An 18,114-nucleotide genomic window follows, 5' to 3' on the forward strand; every position below is an offset into this window, starting at 1 on the left:
CGAGGATCTTTAGCCCATGATGCCACAGCCGACGCAGAGTGGGGAGGTCCGTCGCGAGACGGGCCTCGCCCAACCCCAGGCCGCTACCGCCAGGTGGCGCGACGCGTGGCGGCTGGTCAGCAGCTACTGGACGTCGCCGGACTGGAAATTCGCGTGGTTCGCCCTGATCATGCTGCTGTTCTTCCAATTCGGCACGGCCTTCATCCTGCTGCGCGCCAATCGTTGGCAGCAGCAGTTCTTCGACGTGATCGAGCAGCGCGATCAGGCGCAGCTGGTTCCGCTGATGCTCGTCTTCCTCGGGATCATGGCGATGCAGATCGTCATGATCCTGACGGAGAACCTGATCGACGGACTGTTATCGATCCGCTGGCGAACCTACCTGACGCGCGACTATCTCGATCGATGGATGAGCCGGAACCGCTATGCCGAGATCGAACGGCTGCGGATCATCGACAATCCCGACCAGCGGATCTCCGACGACCTGAACAACATCACCGCCGCGGTCGGCATGAATATCGGCGCGCTGCATATCGTTCTGCGGCTGATCGGATCGATCGTGACCGCCGTGACCTTTGCCATGGTGCTTCTGGAAACCGCGCCGCCGATCACCTTCTCGCTCGGCGGTACGGCCGTTTCGATCCCCGGCAGTACGGTGTGGTATGCCGTCGCCTATGCGATCGTCGGTTCGTGGCTGATGACCAGGATCGGCCAGCCCTTCATCCGCGCGATGATGCGCCAGCAACATCGCGAGGCGGATTTCCGCGCCGGGTTGATCCATGTCCGCCGCAACGCCGCCCAGATCGGTCTGGCCGGTGCGGTCGCGACCGAGCGTCAGGCGGTGGAGCGGTCGTTCGACGCGGTACGACTGAACTTCCGTTCGGTCATCTACAGCTCGCTCGGCATCACTGCCGCGAGCAGCATCTACGATCGGATGGGCACGGTGCTGCCACTGTTCATCATGGTGCCGGGCTATTTCGCGGGTGGGATGACATTCGGCCAGCTGATGGCAGGGCGCGATGCCTTTTCGCAGCTCGGCATGCAGCTCGGCTATTTCGTGCGCAGCTATCAGCTGATCGGTCAGCAGGTCAGCTATTTCAACCGTATCAAGGGGCTGGACGACGCGATCGATGATGCGCGGCCGGCCGGTATCGCGGTCGGGGCCGGGACGCCCGCCGGAATCGTGCTCGCGATGCAGGGGCTGGCGCTGCACCGCCCGCATGGGGGTGCCCTGGTCACGATCGGTGACTGGACCGTCGGCACGGGCGAACGCTGGGCGTTGCGTGGCGCGTCGGGCACCGGCAAGTCGACGCTGGTGCGTGCGCTCGCCGGCCTCTGGCCCGATGGCGCGGGCAGCGTAGCATTGGCCGAGGACAGCCGCGCGATGTTCGTCCCGCAGCGCCTGTACCTGCCGCTCGGTACGCTGAAGGCGGCGGTGTGCTTCCCCGACCAGCCCGAGGATCATCACGACGCGCATATCGCCGCGCTGCTCGACCGGGTGCGGCTGGGCCATCTGGCCGGGGAACTGCACGGCGTGCGGTTGTGGCAGGAGGAATTGTCTCCCGGCGAGCAGCAGCGCATCGCGCTGGCGCGGGTGCTGCTGCACCGCCCCACGCTGCTGGTGCTGGACGAGGCGACGAGCGCGCTGGACGCCGGCAACGCCCGGAATTTCTACGACAGCCTCGCCACCTATCTCCCAGAGGCGACGATCATCAGCGTCGTCCATGACGAAACGCTGCTGGCGCATCACACCCACACCCTCACCTTCGCCGATGGTCAGGCGCATGCCGCCGCCATCGAGGATTCACCCCCACGCGACTGACATCGCGTCCCGGATAGCGCGCCCCCGCGCCGCGCAAGGAAGATAGATGGCTGCCAGAATTACCGACATTACCGGCATGGATTTCGCGACCGCCACGGCGGACGGGGCGGAAATGATCCTGCTCGACCTGTGGTCGCCGACTTGCGCGCCGTGCAAGGCGCTAGCGCCGATCCTCGACGACCTGGCCACCGATTTCGCCGGCGAGGTGCAGGTGTACAAAGCCGATGTCAGCCGTGACCAGGCGCTGGCCGAACGCTTCGCTGCCCGCTCGCTGCCTACGCTGGCGCTGTGCCGGGACGGCGTGGAGATCGACCGGATCGTCGGCCTGCGGTCGCGCGCGCAGCTGACCCAGTGGCTCGAGAGCCATTTGTGAGCGGAGCGTTCAGGGGGGACGCGGCGGTCAAGGCGGCGCTGCTGGCGCGGCTCGAACGCCATGCCGCCGAAGGATCGCTGCGCTTCGGGGCGACGCAATGGGACGAACAGGGCGGTTCGCCGCTGGGCGTGTCGACGAAGGGGGGTAGCAGCGCCGATTATGCGGAGCAGTTTGGTTATCCTATCGCGCTGGCCGGCCTGCTCGATCCGCTGACCGGTTGGGCCAGCGAATATGATCGCGCCGACGTGGCGCTGCACTGGGTACGCGATGTCGCGGTCGGTGCCGACCTGTTGTTCGTGCCGGAGCGGATCGCCGCGCATTTCCTGATCGCGATGGAAGCCGATCGCCTGGCGACGCCCTTTTACGACGATCTGCGCAGCCTATACCGTGCCGAGGACGAGGATGCCCCTCCGGCGCGGCGCACCTGGTCCGCGCTGCGCGAGCGCATGGAGCAGGCGGCGGAGGGCGAAGCGCCAAGCAGCGACGTGCGTGCCGCGCTGAAGGCCTGCGCCACTGCCTGCTGGCCGCTGCGGACCAGCACATCGGTGCTCACGACCCTGATCGCCGCCTGGATCCAGGACGTGAACCGCACGCCCGACCCGGAATATGGCGAAGAGGAGCGCGCCAGCGCTCTTGCCATGCTCGGTGAGATTTTCAGCGAGACCGAACCGTTACGCGAAGCGGGCGAACCGGTCGACATCCCGGCCCTTTTCCGGGCGCGCAGTCCGGAAATGGCCTGGGCGTTCGAGGCGCAGCTGGCGCGGGCCAATGATCGCCACACCGTCCGCGCCCGATCGGTTCCCGCCATCGTGCTGTGGCACCTCGCCGCGACGACCCTTTGATTTCCGATACCCTGCAGGATTTCCGATGACCCACCCCCTTGCCGACGCCACCACCCTGCCGCCCTTCCCGGCGATCACGCCTGAAGCGATCGGCCCCGCCGTCGCCGCGCTACTGGCCGAGCAGGAGGCGACCGTCGCGCATCTGATCGCAACCGCGCCGACCAGCTTTGCCGAGGCCTGGCTGCCGATGGAGCGCGGCAGCGTCGCGATCGACGCGCTATGGTCGGCGGTGACCCAGCTGCAGGCGGTAGCCGACACCCCCGCACTGCGCGAGGCCCATGCCGCCGCCCAGGCGCAGCTGGTCGCGGCGGGAATGCGCATCCAGCAGGATCGCGACCTGCACGACCTGCACGTCAAGCTGGCGGCATCGCCCGATTTCGCCACCCTGCCGTTGGCCGACCGGGTGGCGGTCGAACATGCGATCCGCGACGCCACCCTGTCGGGCGTCGCGCTGCCACCCGAGGCGCGGGCGCGCTTTGCCGAGATTTCGATAGAGATTTCGGCACTCGGCAATGGCTTTGCCAGCGCAGTGCTCGATGCGACCGATGCGTGGAGCGAACAGGTTACCGACGAAGCGCTGCTCGCCGGGGTGTCGCCGCGCGACAAGGCGATGTTTGCCGCCGCTGCCCGGACACGCGGGCTGGACGGCTGGCTGGTGACGTTGCAGCAGCCCAGCGTCGGCGCGATCCTCACCTTTGCTGAGAACCGGGCTTTACGCGAACGGGTCTATCACGCCTTCAACACGCGGGCGTCGGACCAGGGACCGCATGCCGGACAGTTCGACAATAACGAGCGGATCGCCCGGATCGTCGCGCTCCGGCGCGAAGGCGCCGCGCTGCTGGGCTTCGCCGATCCGGTCGAATGGTCGTTGTCGAGCAAGATGGCACCGAATGCCGGCGAGGTGCTGGCGTTCCTGCGCGATCTCGCCGCTCGCGCTCGTCCGTTCGCCGAACGCGAGATGGCGATATTGCGCGATTTCGCCGCCATGGAACTGGAGATCGACGACCTCCAGCCATGGGATGTCGGCTTCGCATCGGACCGGCTGCGGTCGCAGCGTCACGCCATCGACGAGGCGGAGGTACGCGCCTATTTCCCGGTCGACCGTGTCATCGCCGGCTGGCATGGTCTGGTCGAGCGGCTGTACGGCATCCGCTTCGTCGCGCGCGACGACGTGGCGCTGCCGCACTCCGATGGCTGTTATTACGATGCGGTGGATGCGGAGGGCACGGTGTTTGCGGGCCTCTATGTCGACCTTCATGCGCGGCCAGGCAAGCGGGGCGGCGCGTGGATGGCGGGCGCGCGATCGCGGCTGAACGACGGCAATGTCCGCCAGGTGCCGGTCGCCTATCTGACCTGCAATTTCGCGCCCAACGGTTCCGACACTCCGGCGCTGCTGTCCCACCGCGAGGTCGTGACGCTGCTGCACGAAACCGGCCATTGCCTCCATCTTCTGTGCACCGAGGTCGACCGGCCGAGCATCGCCGGCACCTCCGGGGTTGAATGGGACGCGATCGAACTGCCGAGCCAGTTGATGGAAGATTTCGCGTGGGACCGCGACATGCTGACCGGCATGTCAGGCCATTACCAGACCGGCGAGCCTTTGCCGAACGCACTGTTCAACCGGATGCTTGGCGCGCGTCATTTCCAGGCGGGGATGTTCCTCGTGCGGCAGATCGAATTCGCGCTGTTCGACTTGCTGCTTCATCTCGGCACGCTGGGCGACGATCCGATCGCGGTGATGGAGGCCGTGCGTGCGGAAGTGGCGGTGGTGCACCCGCCGGCATGGCATCGTTTCCCCCATGCCTTCCTGCACATCTTCGCGTCCGGATATGCGTCGGGCTATTACAGCTATCTATGGGCTGAAGTGCTTGCGGCCGACGGTTTCCAGCACTTTGTTGAAGGAGGGCGGATCGACCGTTCCGTCGCCGCGAAATTTCGCAAAGAGGTCCTGGCACGCGGGGCCAGTCGCCCGGCCGCCGACAGTTTCCGCGCGTTTCGCGGGCGCGATGCCGACCCGGCCGCCATGCTGGTCCGCCATGGACTGACCGCCGATGCCCGCTGATCCGAACGGCGACGGCGTCCGGTCATGGCGTAGCGAAGCGATCCGCCGGATCGAGGCCGACTATAACCGATCGGCGGACACACACCTGATACGGCTGGACCTGCCGCGCTATCCGGGCATCACCCTGTATCTGAAGGACGAGAGCAGCCATCCGACCGGCAGCCTGAAGCATCGCCTCGCGCGGTCGCTGTTCCTTTACGCGCTGTACAATGGCTGGATCGGGCCGGACACCTGCATCATCGAAGCCTCGTCGGGATCGACCGCCGTCAGCGAAGCGTATTTCGCGCGGATGCTGGGGCTGCGCTTCATTGCGGTGGTGCCGGCGGCCACGGCCGCACCCAAGCTCGACGCGATCCGTTTCCACGGTGGCGAAATTCATGCGGTCGACGATCCGCGGACCGTCTACGACGTCGCCCACCGGCTCGCCGCCGAGACGCGGGGGCATTATCTCGACCAGTTCACCTACGCAGAGCGCGCCACCGACTGGCGCGGCAACAACAACATCGCCGAGAGCATTTTTGCGCAGATGGCGGCGGAGGAGCATCCCATTCCTGCCTGGGTTGTCTGCGGTGCCGGAACCGGGGGCACGTCGGCCACGATCGGCCGGTATATCGGCTACCAGCGCTATGCGACCCGCCTCTGCGTTGCCGATCCGGTTAATTCGGTATTCCATCGCCATTTCAACGATCGCTCGGTGACAGCGCTGCCGGATGGCTGTGCGAGCCGGATCGAGGGGATCGGCCGGCCGCGGGTCGAGCCCAGCTTCATACCCTCCGTTATCGATCGCATGATCGCGGTCGAGGACGGCGATAGCATCGGTGCCATGCGCGCGATCTCCGACCGCTTGGGACGCCGCGTGGGCGGGTCGACCGGCACGAACCTTGTCGCCTGTGCGCGGATCGTTGCCGAGATGCACGCGGCAGGCGAACAGGGTTCGATCGTCACCATCCTGTGCGACGGCGGCGAACGCTATTCGTGCACCTACCATGACGATACTTGGCTGGAAGACCGCGGTATCGAATGGCGGGCAGCCGAAGCAGCGATTCGGGCGATGACGTCGCGATCAAGGCCATACGGGACCGATTGGTAGCGCTGGACTATCTCGACGCGCGTCATGCCGACGGACTTGTCGGACGCAGTCGATCCACGACACTGGACGCGGTGGAAGCCTTTCAGTGCGCTAATTGGCTGAAGGCCGATCGCGATTTCGGCGGGCCCAATAGCGAGACCCGTCGAAAAATAGCTCAGCCCATCAAGCGGTCCCATTGTTGCTGACGGCGTGCCAGCCGGGCTCCAGCGGCCCGCTCGTCTCTGTCGAGGGCACCGGTGATGCACCGGTGGTCAAGGGCGGCGGACCTTCAGCGATGCTGTGATCGGGTGCAGTGACGGTCGCGTTGTCGGGGCGGTGGGCCAGCGAAGGCGAACAGGCTCTCAACATGCGCTATACCAATCATGACCGGCATCGACCTCGCCGGTACGCGCAGTGACAATGACACGCTCGCCACGCTTATCAGCGAGGATTCGCCAAGGAGCGCGCCGACGCCGGGCAAACCCTGACCGCCGCCATGCCCCTGTTGCCGCGGTGTGACCCAGAATCGGCAGCTAGTTCATTTTTCCCCGGCCCTCCAACCAAGGCCCGGCCGGGGAAGACCGGCAACCCGAAAGGTCGTATGCGCCTCGGCGTTCGAACTTGCGCCGACCCAGAGATCGAACGTGCCGGGATCGACCACCCAACCCTTGGTGGCACTGCTCCAATATTGCAGGCTGCGTTCGTCGAGTTCGAAGCGGACCGTTCGCTGCTCGCCGGGGCGCAGCGACACGCGTTCGAACCCTTTCAGCTCGCGAACTGGGCGCGACGCTCTGCCCGATTGCTGGTGGATGTAAAGCTGCACCACCTCGTCCCCGGCGCGGGTGCCGCGGTTGGTTACCGGTACCGACACGACGACCCGCCCGCCGGGGGCCATGGTCGCGCTGTCGAGCACCGGCGCGCCGATCTCGAAGGTCGTGTAGCTTAGCCCGTAGCCGAACGGAAATTGCGGCGTCGATGGAATATCCCAATAACGCTTGCCCTGATCCTTCGGCGCATGGGTCGTGTTGTGCGCGTAATAGATCGGCACCTGCCCGACGGTGCGCGGCCATGTCACCGGCAGTTTTCCGCCGGGATTGACGTCGCCGAACAACGTACGCGCGATCGCGGTGCCGCCGCGGGTGCCGCCATACCAGGCGTGGAGGATCGCCGGCGCGCGCTCCAGCACCACGCCCAGTTCGAGCGGACGGCCGCTCATCGTTACCACCCGCACCGGCTTGCCGGTCGCCAGCACCGCCTCGAACAGGCGCAGCTGGTCGCCCGGCAGCTTGAGGTCGGAGCGCGACGCCCCCTCGCCGCTCATATCCTCCGCCTCGCCCAGCGTCAGGACGATCAGGTCGGACCGCCTGGCAAGCGCCACCGCACGGTCGAACTCGTTCGCGGTACGCGCCGCGTCCCAGCGCGGTTCGGGCTTGGCCACGCCGGGGATGGTGATCGCCTCGAACATCGACGGCACGTTGCGCTTGAGCTGCACGCCGGGCGCGGTCTCGACCGTTGCGGCCGACCCCAGCCGGTCGCGGACCCCCTCGAAAACCGTCACCGTTTCGGGCAGGTCGTACTGGAACGCCCATGGCCCCAGCATGTCGCGCTTCGAATTGGCCATCGCCCCGATCACCGCAACCCGCTTGTGCGCGCCCGCCACCAGCGGCAGCGCGCCGCCCTCGTTCTTCAGCAGGACGAACGAACGCTCGGCCGCCGCCTGCGCCTCGCGGCGATGGGCAGGGTCGGCCAGCGTCACCTTGGCCTGCGCCTCGTCGACATAGGGGTTCTCGAACAGCCCCATGCGGAATTTGGCCGTAAGGATGCGGCGAACCGCATGGTCGAGCACCGCTTCGGTCAATGTCCCGGCACGCACCGACGCCGCCAGCGTCTCCGCCGAGGCCGCGGGGCCGAACGACATTTCCATGTCGTTGCCGGCATCGATGCTGCGCACCGCGGCATCGGCCTCGTCGCGGGCGAAATGCTGGACGACCTGATTCTTGGTGCCGTTGGCATCGGACACGACCCAGCCGTCAAAGCCCATCTGGTCGCGCAGCACGTCGGTCAGCAGCCACTTGTTGCCGACCGCCGGCACGTCGTTCAGGTCCATATAGGCGCTCATGACGTTACCCGCGCCCGCCTGTACCGCCGCGGCAAAGGGCGGCAGGATGACGTTGTAGAGCTGCGATTCCGAGAGATAGACGCTGTCGTAATCGCGACCACCTTCTGCTGCGGCATAGCCGGCGAAATGCTTGGGGCCGGAGACGATATGGCCGGGCGCACCGATCGCCGGCCCCTGAAACCCCTTCACCTGCGCGCGCGCCATCGCCGATCCGAGAAACGGGTCCTCGCCCGCTCCCTCGACGATCCGGCCCCAGCGTGGGTCGCGCGCGATATCGACCATCGGCGCGAATGCCCAGTGGATGCCGACCGCGCGCGCTTCGGCCGCGGCGACCGCTTGCGCCCGCTCGACGCCCGCCGGGTCCCACGATGCGGCATTGGCGATCGGCACGGGAAAGATCGTGCGGAACCCGTGAATGACGTCATAGCCAAAGATCAGCGGCACCTTCAGCCGCGTCTCCTCGACCGCCACCCGTTGCAACCGGTTGATGACGGCGGGGTCGGTGACGAACAGCAGCGACCCGACCTTGCCCTGCTTCACCACCGGCGCGAACTGTTCGAACGCGCCGAACATGAACTGTTGCGACACCTGCCCGGCCTTTTCCTCCAGCGTCATCGCGCGCAGCAGCAGGTCGGCGCGCTGTTCGGCGCTCAGCCGGGCATTCATCCACGGTTGCGCCGCTGCCCTGGCCTGCCGCGCGGCAAGCGGCGTTCCGGCGGCAACCACCCCCGCCGCCAGTGCTACTGCACCGGCGGCCAGCATCATCCTGCGCATTCCGATCCTCCCCCCGTTCGTCATCTTACTTCTTGACCGGAATAGCAGCGAGATCGCGGTCGATCGTTGCGAGCAACGGGTCGGTGAACTGGTCGGGCAGATAGGTCTGCAGCCCGTACAGTGTCGTGCCGCGCGCCATGTCGAGCTGCGGGTTCTTGAGGAAGGCGGGGACATGCCGTTCGAGCACCGCGCGCGTCGCAGGATTGTCGAGCAGTTCGCCGATCGGCGTCGTCAGCGTCGTGTAGCGCCCCGATGCCTTGGCCGCCGCCAATGCCTGCGACAGCCGATCGATATCCGCGCCCCACGGATCGCGCGCGACCACGACCTTCCCGTCGGCGGCGAAGTCGGCGATCGTGTCGTTGGCGCGGGTATAGCGCGGCCAGTTGGGCAGCGTGCCGCCGCCGTTCGGATCGCCGCGCTTGGCAAAATTGGCGAGATAGCTGCTCATCGATTGGCCCACGCCCTCGTCCTTGGCGGTCGTCTGCGCGCCATACTTGATACGGGTGTTGTCGAAGAAATACGGGATGTCGGTGGCGTGCTGCGCCCCGCCCTGCCCGATGGAATCGGCGACGTAGGAGAAGCGATAGCTCCAGACCGGCACGCCCTTGTCGGCGATCATCGCCGATGCCTCGCGCCCGCCGGCAATCATGAAGCCGCTCTTGCCGCCGATATCGGCGCTGGTCGCCCCGATCATCATCGGCATCCGGGCGAACCGGTCCTGCTCATACGCCTTGCGCACATCGACCACGACCTTGCCGTCGACGAACGGTCCCGAATTGGTCGGCGGGGCGCCGTTGCGCCCGGACATCTGCGCCATGTTCAGCCCGTCGAGCACATCCTCCGCCGACAGCGCGCGCAACCGTTGCAGGGCGTCGGGGGCGGCAGGGTCGATGCCCTTGGTCCGGGCGAAGTTTCCGCCGATCTTTTCCACGTCCGCCAGCGTGTTGCCGGTGAATGCCTTCGCATCGCCGCCCGACATCACGACCGCCTTGTTGAACAGGCCCTTCGCCTCGGGCGAGGTGACGAGCGCATGGACCGAGATGCCGCCGGCGCTCTCGCCCGAAATGGTCACGTTCGCCGGATCGCCACCAAAGGATGCGATGTTGCGCTTCACCCATTGCAGCGCCGCGACCTGATCCATGATCCCGTAATTGCCCAGCCGCCCGCCATCGGCATTCGCCGCGGTCAGTTGCGGCAACGCGAAGGTGCCGAACCGGCCGACGCGGTAGTTGAAGCTGACGAATACGACGCCCTTCTTCGCCATGTTGGCACCGGCATAGGTCGGCGGCGACGCGCCACCGTTCACGAAGCCGCCGCCATAGATCCACACCAGCACCGGCAGCTTGCCCTTCGCCCCTGCCGGCCGCCAGACATTGGCGTACAGGCAGTCCTCGGCCGGGGTCGTGCCAAGCGGTGCGGCGTCGCTTGGGAACGGTTTCTGCATGCAGTCCGCGCTATATTGCGTGGCGTCGCGCACCCCGGTCCATTTCGCGGCCGGTTGCGGCGCACGCCAGCGCAGCGGGCCGACCGGCGGGGCGGCGAAGGGAATACCTTTCCAGCTTTCGACACCCTCGGCCAGTTGGCCGCGGACGGTACCGTTATCGGTACGGATCGTCGGGCCGGTCGACTGGGCGGCGGCGGGAATGGCGGTCAGCGCGGTGGCGACGATCAATGCTTTGGTGATGCGGTTCATCGGTAGGGATCCCTTCGAGTTGGGCGAGGTCAGGAAGCGGGGCAGAGCCGGGCGCCCTTCAGCGCGGCGGCGGGAAGGGTCAGATCGGCCTGGGCGGCGCGATCGGCGGATGATCCGCCCAGGGTGAAGCCGATGCGGCCGGTCGTCGGCCGCCAGCAGCTGCCGGCGACGTCATAGTCGGACACCGATCGCGGATCGACGGCGATGCTGACCGTGCGGCCCTGGCGGGGAGCCAGATCGACCTTGGCAAAGCCGGCGAGGCGGCGGGGTGCCTCCCAGCCCGGTGCCGCGGCGTAGAGCTGGGCCACCGCCTTGCCGGCAACGCGGCCGATGTTCGCAACCTTGAACCTAGCCTCGATCGTGCCGTTCTTCGCGGTCAGGGTCAGGTCGCTGTAGCGGAAGTCGGTGTAGGACAGGCCGTGACCGAAGGCGAAGGCCGGGGTCAGACCCTTCGCATCGAACCATTTATAGCCGACCGTCGCGCCTTCGGTATAACGGAACTCGCCCTTTGCCGGCGGCTGCGGATGGGGCAGCTGGTCGAGGGTGGCGGGGAACGTCATCGGCAGGTGGCCCGACGGATTGACCCGCCCGGTAAGCACGTCGGCGATCGCCTCCCCGCCCTCCGTCCCCGGATACCAGGCGGTCAGGATGCCGGCGACGCGCGGTGCCCATGGCGTCAGCACCGGCCCGCCATTTTCCAGCACGACGACGGTGCGACGATTGGCGCCGGCCACCGCATCGATCAACGCGTCCTGATTATCCGCCAGCGTCAACGACACATCGAACGCCTCCCCCGCCCATTGGGTCGCGAACACAATGGCGAGGTCGGCTTGTGCGGCAGCAGCGGCCGCTGCCGCGCGATCGGTGCCGTCGACGAAATCGATCGTCGCGCCGGGCAGGCGACGGCGCAGCGCTTCCAGCGGAGAGGACGGATAATACATGACCGGCCCCGGCCAGAAGGCGGGTTGCAGCCCCGGAACGGCATTGCCGCCCTTGGGATAGACCAGCGACGATCCGCCGCCCGCCAGCACGCCCTTGTCGGCATGGCCGCCAATCACGAGGATCCGCTTCGCGCTCGCCGCCAGCGGCAGGACGTTGCCACTGTTCTTCAGCAGCACGATCGCCTCGGCCGCATCGGCGCGGCTGACCGCACTGTTGCGCGCCAGCATGTCGGCGGGCAGGTCGAATGGCGCGGCGGTTACCGGATGGTCGAACAGGCCGTGGCGCAGCATTGCATAGAGGATGCGCCCGACCATCGCGTCGATCCGCGCGGGCGGCACCCGCCCCTCGGCAATGGCGCGGCGCATATCCTCGCCGAAGAACGGTTTCACGTCGAAGGGATAGCCCGATTGCTGGTCCAGCCCCGCCGCCGATGCCGCCTCGGTCGAATGGGTCGCGCCCCAGTCGGACATGACGAAACCCTTGAAGCCCCAGTCGCTTCGCAGCACCTTGGTCAGCAGCCACGGATTCTCGCACGAAAACGGGCCGTTGACACGGTTATAGGCGCACATCACCGCGCCCGGATCGCCGCGTTCCAGTGCGATTTCGAAGGCGAGCAGGTCGGACAGGTGCGCTGCCTTCGGGTCGATCACGACATTGCCGGCGTTGCGATCGGTTTCCTGATCGTTCAGCGCGAAATGCTTCATCGTCGATACGACATGCTGCGACTGGATGCCGGCGATCTGCGCGCCCGCCATGGTGCCTGCAAGCAGCGGGTCTTCCCCCGCATATTCGAAATTGCGCCCGTTGCGCGGCTCGCGCGTCAGGTTGACGCTGCCGCCGAGCAGGACGTTGAAGCCCGAGGCATAGGCTTCCGCCCCGATCATCGCCCCGCCGCGCCTGGCAAGGTCCGGGTTCCACGTCGCGGCGGTGGCGAGGCCGGAGGGAAGCGCAGTCCGCTCGCGCTTGCGCCTGGCCCCGCCCTGGCTGGCGACACCGATCCCGGCATCCGCCTGCCACTGCGCCGGAATGCCGAGCCGGGGGATGCCGGGAACATATCCCGCAGATCCTTCGCGCGCGCCGGCGGGGGCGGTGAACTGCTTGGGCGGAAAGTCGGTGGCAAACTGGCCAAAGATCAACGTCATCTTCTCCTCAGCCGTCATCACCCCCAACAACGCAGCAACGCGCGCCTCGGTCGGCTGGCGCTCGTCCATCCACGGGCCGGTCGCGACAGGAGCCGTCTGGGCAGCCGCAGGCATCGGCATCGACGCGGCGAGCGCGATACCCGCAACAATGGGCAGCAGGGGTTTCAAGCGATCTTCTCCCTCAATCTTTTGTTCTGGTTCGTGTCGGTCGTACGGCGGCAGGCGAAACTGTCGGCTCGTGCCGGGTCGCCGCCGATCTCGACGGCCCGCGCTGGATAGGGGCAGAGCGGGCGGGTGGTGTTCGCCGCCGGATCGGTTCGGCGGGCGATCAGCCGGTCGGGCGCGCGTCCCTGTTCGACCCATGCCTCGATCGCCTGCTGCGGATCGAAGCGCGTGAAGCCCGGACCACCACCGCAATGGCCCATGCCCGGGGCAAGGAACAGGCGATACCAATCGGCGGTCGGCATGCGAGCGGCGACGGCAGCATGATATTCAACGGAATCGAGCGGCGACACCACCGGATCGGCCAGGCCGTGATAATGGAGCAGCTTGCCTCCGGACGCGCGGAAGCGGGTTAGGTTCGGGTCGACCGCATCGATGACCGGCGACAGCGTGCGAACCGCGCGATCGAGGTCGCGGCCGAAATCGAACCGCCACCACGACCATGCCGGATCGGTAAAGGCCCAGACGCGCCAGAAACTGGTCCGCGCCGGCTGCGGTCGCCCACCGTCTGACAGATAGGCCGCCCAGCCCGCTTCGCTGCCCGGCAGCCACGGGTTGGTGACCCGCACGCCGCTGCGCGGGGCGACTGCGCCGCGATACATCTGGCGGGCGGCCGTGACCTGTTCGGCGGACAGGCACGGTTCGGCCCGGCCGGGTACGCACGCAAGGACGCCGGGATCGAAGCGGCAGGCGGCGGGATCGTTCAGCCAGTTGTCGCCGGCAAGCCCGCCAGCGGCAGAACCGTTATCGACCCGACAGGTCGTCAGCGCCCCTTGTTGCAGCAACGCCAGTTCGCGCGGGCCGAGGATCGCGCGGGCATCGTCGCCCGCATAATGGTTGGCGCGATATTGCCACAGGAATGCGGCATTCAGCCGGACCCGCGCCGCGCCCGGCGCGCCCGCGACGATCCCGTCGAAATCACCTGGAAAGCGCTGCGCCTCCATCAGCGCCTGTTGCCCGCCAGTCGAACATCCGTTGAAATAACGGTAGCGCGGCGCCCGGCCGTAATAGCGCGTGGAGACGCGAAGGGCGGCAACCGCGCTCAGATGCACCGCGCGCCAGCCCCAGTCGACGATCGCCTGCGGTCGGCCCAGCGCGAAATCAGGATCGTCACCGTCATGGCCGGTATCGGTCGCGACCACCGCCGCGCCCCGCGCCAGTTGCTCGGTCATCGCCGCCAGCGGCAGCCGCGACGAATAGCCGCCATTGCCGAGCATCACCATACGCCCACTCCACGCAGCGCGTGGGGGCAACCACAGCTGATACCCGATCCGCGACCCGGCGACCGGCCGCAGCACGCCACTCACCCGGCAGACGCCACCCACCTCGGGCACCGTCGTTTCCCGTCCCGCCAGCGCCGCACAGGATCGGGCGGTCGCATCGACCGATCCGACCAGCACTGCCGCGATCGCCGTGGCGATACCGGCAAGGCGGAAAGTGTCAGCGCAGGACATCGCTGGCCTCCGCTTCGGCGATGGTGCGGGCGGCATCATCGAGCAGCAACCACCCGTCGCGCACCTGCCGCTGTGCAGCGGCGCGGACCTGTGCGATGAAGCCTGCATGGTCGCGATAGCGTGCCGCCAGCGACGGACGCGGGTCGCCGCGCTGCCGCCGCTCCGCCTCGGTTCGGGCGAAGGGCACGAAGCCGCCGATGAAGCCACACGACCCGCCACGGCCATAGCCGGCGGTGCGGACGTTCCACCCGGTATAGGTACCGATCGGCACCGCCAGCGCGACCAGCGGGACACCGCCGATCTCGTTCCCGTCACTGTCGACGCGCGGCACGCGGGCCGGCAAAACGCGGCGGATGCGCGGTGGCTGGCGCGACGCCACGCCGCTTTCGTCGACATAGCGGAACCGGGGCCCCACGTCGTAATCGGGCATGAGGTTCAGCGCGGTCTGCGGCAACGGTACGCCCGGTATCGCCGGCCATCCCATCGCCGCTGCATCGGGCCGCACCAGCGTGCCGTCGGCGATCGTCGGATAGCGGCTGTCGGGCGGCGCGCGATCGTCGCGGACCCATTCGACCAGCCGGGCGAGCAGTGCCCGGCGTACATCGGTGGTCCGCACCGGGTTTAGCGGCAGCGCACAGGGCGGATAACCCGGCGGGGTTGCTTCGCCCGCCAGTGGAAAGCCGCCGCGCTGCGACCCGCCATGGGTGACCGATCCGAAATAATAGCGCCGCACATCGGCCGGTAGCGGCAGGTCGCGGCGGGCATCGGTGCCGACCAATCCCGGCGACAGGCGCAAGCCCCAGATTTCCGCCGAGCCGATCGTCTCGATGACCTTGGGACAGGTGTTGCTCGCGCGGCATCGGTCGAGCAGGCTGGAGGTACCGCGCCCGCGCGTGCGATCACGGTAGCGGCTCCACCACAGTGTGCCCTCGCTGCCCAGTTCGAACAGGTCGGCGGCACCACCCGGCACGGCGAAGCGGATGTTGAGCGGCACCTGCCGCGCGGCAATATCGGGGTTGGCGCCGTCGAATACCCGCCGCCCGGATTCATCGGCGTTAAAGCCCAGATGCAGGAAGCTCTTGACGAAATTGCCCGACTGCGATGTGCCGGTAACGATCGGCCAGCGGACGAGACCGGCGACCGGATTGGCGTTGCCATGATCGTCATACGATCCGTGCCGCAGGAACGCGACCAGATCGCGCACCGCCGCAAAGCCGATGCCCAGCACCTGCGGATCGCGCCCCGTATAGACCAGCGTATAGGCCCGGTCCGCGATAAAACCGCCCCGCACGCAGAGCTGTCGTGGGTCCGGCGTCCCTGGGAACGGGCGCGTGCGACAATCCGCGAAGGCCCAGTCGCCCGCCGCGATCGGGACCAGCGGCGCGGTGTCGGATGTCTGCGTCCGCAACCGCGCTGTGCGGGTGTCGAGCGATATCGGCAGCGGACGCGCGACCGGGCGGACGATGCCACCGACGATCGGCACGCTCGCGCTGCCGGCTGCGACGCCGACGAAGCGTTGCAGGACCGGCCCGGTCCGTCCGGCGGCGATGGGTACCGTCGCGGTCTGTACCCCCGGCTGCGGCGCGATATCGCCCTGCCAGCCGCTGACGACCCGGATGTGGCCGGCGGGGTCCGGTTCGATCCGGGCGTTGCCGCGATTGGGCACGTCGTAGAACAGCACGCCGCTGGCCCGCGCCGGATCGTTCGGCCGGACAATCGCGAAGGTAGCGCCATAGGCGACCGTCCCGCGGGGGGTGCGCGGCGCCGCCGACAGGTCGGTGATGATGCGGTTGTGCGAATCGCGGGGGTCGAGTTCGCCCTCATAACGGCCACGCAGCATTGTGAAGCCGTCGCCCGCCGGTTCGCTGCGTTCGACCACGATCCGCGTCACCCGCGCCTCGGCCACAATTGGCAAGGCGATCAGGGTCAGCGTCAGCCAGCCTGCGCCCCTCATGCGCCGTCCCCGATCTCTAGGGCAAGGAGGTGCGCGCCCAGCGTCTTGCCATGGGCGTCCAGTGCCAGCGAACGGGTGACGCCGCCGCTTAGCGCACCCTCCAGCACGAAATTGAGCGCGCCCAGCTGCGGCAGTTCGTAACGGCGGATCGCTCCGGCGGCCACACCCAGCACCGCACCGACCCGTGCCGTATCGAGCGCCCGCGCGATCCGCGGATAGTCCGCCGCACGATAGGCGATGACCGAGATTTGCGAGATGTCGCCTTTGTCGCCGGTGCGGACATGGGCCAGATCATGCAGCCGCATCGCCGACCTCCACGATGTGCACGCGGGGCGCGGTCGCGTCGCGCGGGATCAGGCAGGAGGCGATGGCGACCACCCGGCGGATGCCGCGGCTGACTCCGCCGCCGCCGAACGGCCCGTTGGTATAGAGCGCCTCGACCTCCACGCCGATCGCCTGCGCGCCCGTTGCACTCGGACTGCGCCCGACGATCCGCGCGCGAACCTCGCCGCCGCCGTCACCACAGTCGTCCGCCGCCTGCGTCACCGCGTCCAGACCGATGACGTCGCAGCGAATTTCGCGAACGTCCGCGTTGGTCAGCACCAGCCGTTCGCGCACGATGTCGAGTGCCAGCCGTGCGCGTGCGACCGCGCCCGGCCCGGCATAGGAAATCTGCCCTTCGCCGATAAAGCCGTCGTCGTAACCGATCGATACCTTCAGCGACGCCGGTTGTGTCCGCCCCGCCCCACCCGATACCGCGACCCGGTCGTGCGCGACCTGTTCGAAGCGCACCTGGCTGAAATCGGCGGTGACGTCGGCCTGGAGATAGGCGGCGGGGTCGAGAATTTCGTAAAGCAATTGTTCGGTGCAGGTCGCGACCGACAACAGCCCGCCGGACCCCGCAACCTTGCCGAGCAGCGCATCGCCGTTCGCATCGACATCGGCGAAGGGAAAGCCCAGCCTGGCGAGGTCGGGTACGTCCTTGCGCCCCGGATCGGCGAAGTATCCGCCGGTCAACTGCCCGGCACATTCGAGCAGGTGCCCGACCAGCGTGCCGCGCCCGATCCGGTCCCAGTCGCGGGGTGACCAACCGAAGCGGTGGATCATCGGCGCGAGGAACAGCGACGGATCGCCAACCCGCCCGGTGATGACGATATCGGCCCCGGCATCGAGCGCAGCGACGATGCCGTCCGCCCCCAGATACGCGTTGGCCGACACCATCCGGTCGCGCAGCGCGGCGACCGTCCCGGCCCCGTCGACCAGCGGCAGGTCGCTGTCCGCCAGCACGCTGAAAACGTCGTCGCCGGTGACCGCGCCGATCCGCAAGCCGGGCAGGCCCAGTTCGCGCGCGACGCGGGCGACGGCATGGGCGGCGGCGATCGGGTTCGCCGCGCCGCCATTGGTGATGATCCGCACCCCGCGCGCAGCGGCGGCGGGCAGGACGCGCCGCATCCGTTCGACCAGCATCGGGTCGAACCCGTCGGCCGGATCGGCCTGCAACCGTTCCTGCGCAAGGGCGATGGTGCGTTCGGCGAGGCATTCGAAGACGAGGAAGTCGAGCTCGCCCTGTTCGACCAGTTCGATGGCGGGTTCGATCCGGTCGCCGGCAAAGCCCGACCCGGCTCCGATCCGCACGAAATCCCGCTGGT

Annotated in this window: 12 protein-coding genes; 5 read left to right on the top strand and 7 right to left on the bottom strand. The window is 67.9% G+C overall.

Annotation, left to right across the window (positions count from 1 at the left end):
• Positions 1-16 precede the first annotated feature (16 nt).
• From ASE67_RS03240 to ASE67_RS03260, 5 genes are read left to right on the top strand one after another with little or no spacing between them, the layout of a single operon-like run.
• Positions 17-1,819, top strand: coding sequence for an ABC transporter ATP-binding protein/permease (locus ASE67_RS03240; protein WP_235511764.1), 1,803 nt, complete (start codon positions 17-19; stop codon positions 1,817-1,819).
• Positions 1,820-1,865: 46 nt separating this feature from the next.
• Entirely contained in the window at positions 1,866-2,192 is a 327-nt protein-coding gene (locus ASE67_RS03245; protein ID WP_082456914.1) for a thioredoxin family protein, read from the top strand.
• Positions 2,189-3,034, top strand: a complete 846-nt coding sequence (locus tag ASE67_RS03250) for a hypothetical protein (RefSeq protein WP_055756694.1) — start codon at positions 2,189-2,191, stop codon at positions 3,032-3,034. Before ASE67_RS03245 ends, ASE67_RS03250 begins: the two co-directional genes overlap by 4 nt.
• 25 nt (positions 3,035-3,059) lie before the next feature.
• Complete coding sequence (locus ASE67_RS03255; RefSeq protein ID WP_055756696.1) at positions 3,060-5,096, top strand: M3 family metallopeptidase; 2,037 nt, start codon at positions 3,060-3,062, stop codon at positions 5,094-5,096.
• Positions 5,086-6,186 (top strand): PLP-dependent cysteine synthase family protein, encoded by a 1,101-nt coding sequence (locus ASE67_RS03260; RefSeq protein ID WP_055756697.1) that lies wholly within the window; start codon positions 5,086-5,088, stop codon positions 6,184-6,186. The genes ASE67_RS03255 and ASE67_RS03260 overlap by 11 nt, the downstream gene beginning before the upstream one ends.
• A 517-nt stretch (positions 6,187-6,703) precedes the next feature.
• Here the strand turns inward: ASE67_RS03260 and bglX are convergent.
• The 7 genes from bglX to ASE67_RS03295 are packed head-to-tail and all read right to left on the bottom strand — an operon-like array spanning position 6,704 to position 18,100.
• Positions 6,704-9,058, bottom strand: a complete 2,355-nt coding sequence (gene bglX, locus ASE67_RS03265; protein ID WP_200922145.1) for a beta-glucosidase BglX — start codon at positions 9,056-9,058, stop codon at positions 6,704-6,706.
• A 25-nt stretch (positions 9,059-9,083) separates the two neighbouring features.
• Positions 9,084-10,751, bottom strand: a complete 1,668-nt coding sequence (locus tag ASE67_RS03270; protein WP_055756699.1) for a carboxylesterase/lipase family protein — start codon at positions 10,749-10,751, stop codon at positions 9,084-9,086.
• A gap of 29 nt (positions 10,752-10,780) precedes the next feature.
• Positions 10,781-13,003, bottom strand: coding sequence for a glycoside hydrolase family 3 C-terminal domain-containing protein (locus tag ASE67_RS03275; protein ID WP_327196656.1), 2,223 nt, complete (start codon positions 13,001-13,003; stop codon positions 10,781-10,783).
• On the bottom strand, positions 13,000-14,511 hold the full coding sequence (locus tag ASE67_RS03280; RefSeq protein WP_055756701.1) for a tannase/feruloyl esterase family alpha/beta hydrolase: 1,512 nt from the start codon (positions 14,509-14,511) through the stop codon (positions 13,000-13,002). The genes ASE67_RS03275 and ASE67_RS03280 overlap by 4 nt, the downstream gene beginning before the upstream one ends.
• A complete protein-coding gene (locus tag ASE67_RS18355; protein ID WP_055756702.1) occupies positions 14,498-16,465 on the bottom strand; it encodes an alpha/beta hydrolase domain-containing protein in 1,968 nt (655 codons plus the stop codon). Before ASE67_RS18355 ends, ASE67_RS03280 begins: the two co-directional genes overlap by 14 nt.
• A complete protein-coding gene (locus ASE67_RS03290; protein ID WP_055756704.1) occupies positions 16,462-16,770 on the bottom strand; it encodes an AtuA-related protein in 309 nt (102 codons plus the stop codon). The genes ASE67_RS18355 and ASE67_RS03290 overlap by 4 nt, the downstream gene beginning before the upstream one ends.
• Complete coding sequence (locus ASE67_RS03295) at positions 16,757-18,100, bottom strand: acyclic terpene utilization AtuA family protein (RefSeq protein WP_200922146.1); 1,344 nt, start codon at positions 18,098-18,100, stop codon at positions 16,757-16,759. Before ASE67_RS03295 ends, ASE67_RS03290 begins: the two co-directional genes overlap by 14 nt.
• Positions 18,101-18,114 lie beyond the last annotated feature (14 nt).

Source organism: Sphingomonas sp. Leaf23, assembly GCF_001421585.1.
Lineage (GTDB): Bacteria > Pseudomonadota > Alphaproteobacteria > Sphingomonadales > Sphingomonadaceae > Sphingomonas.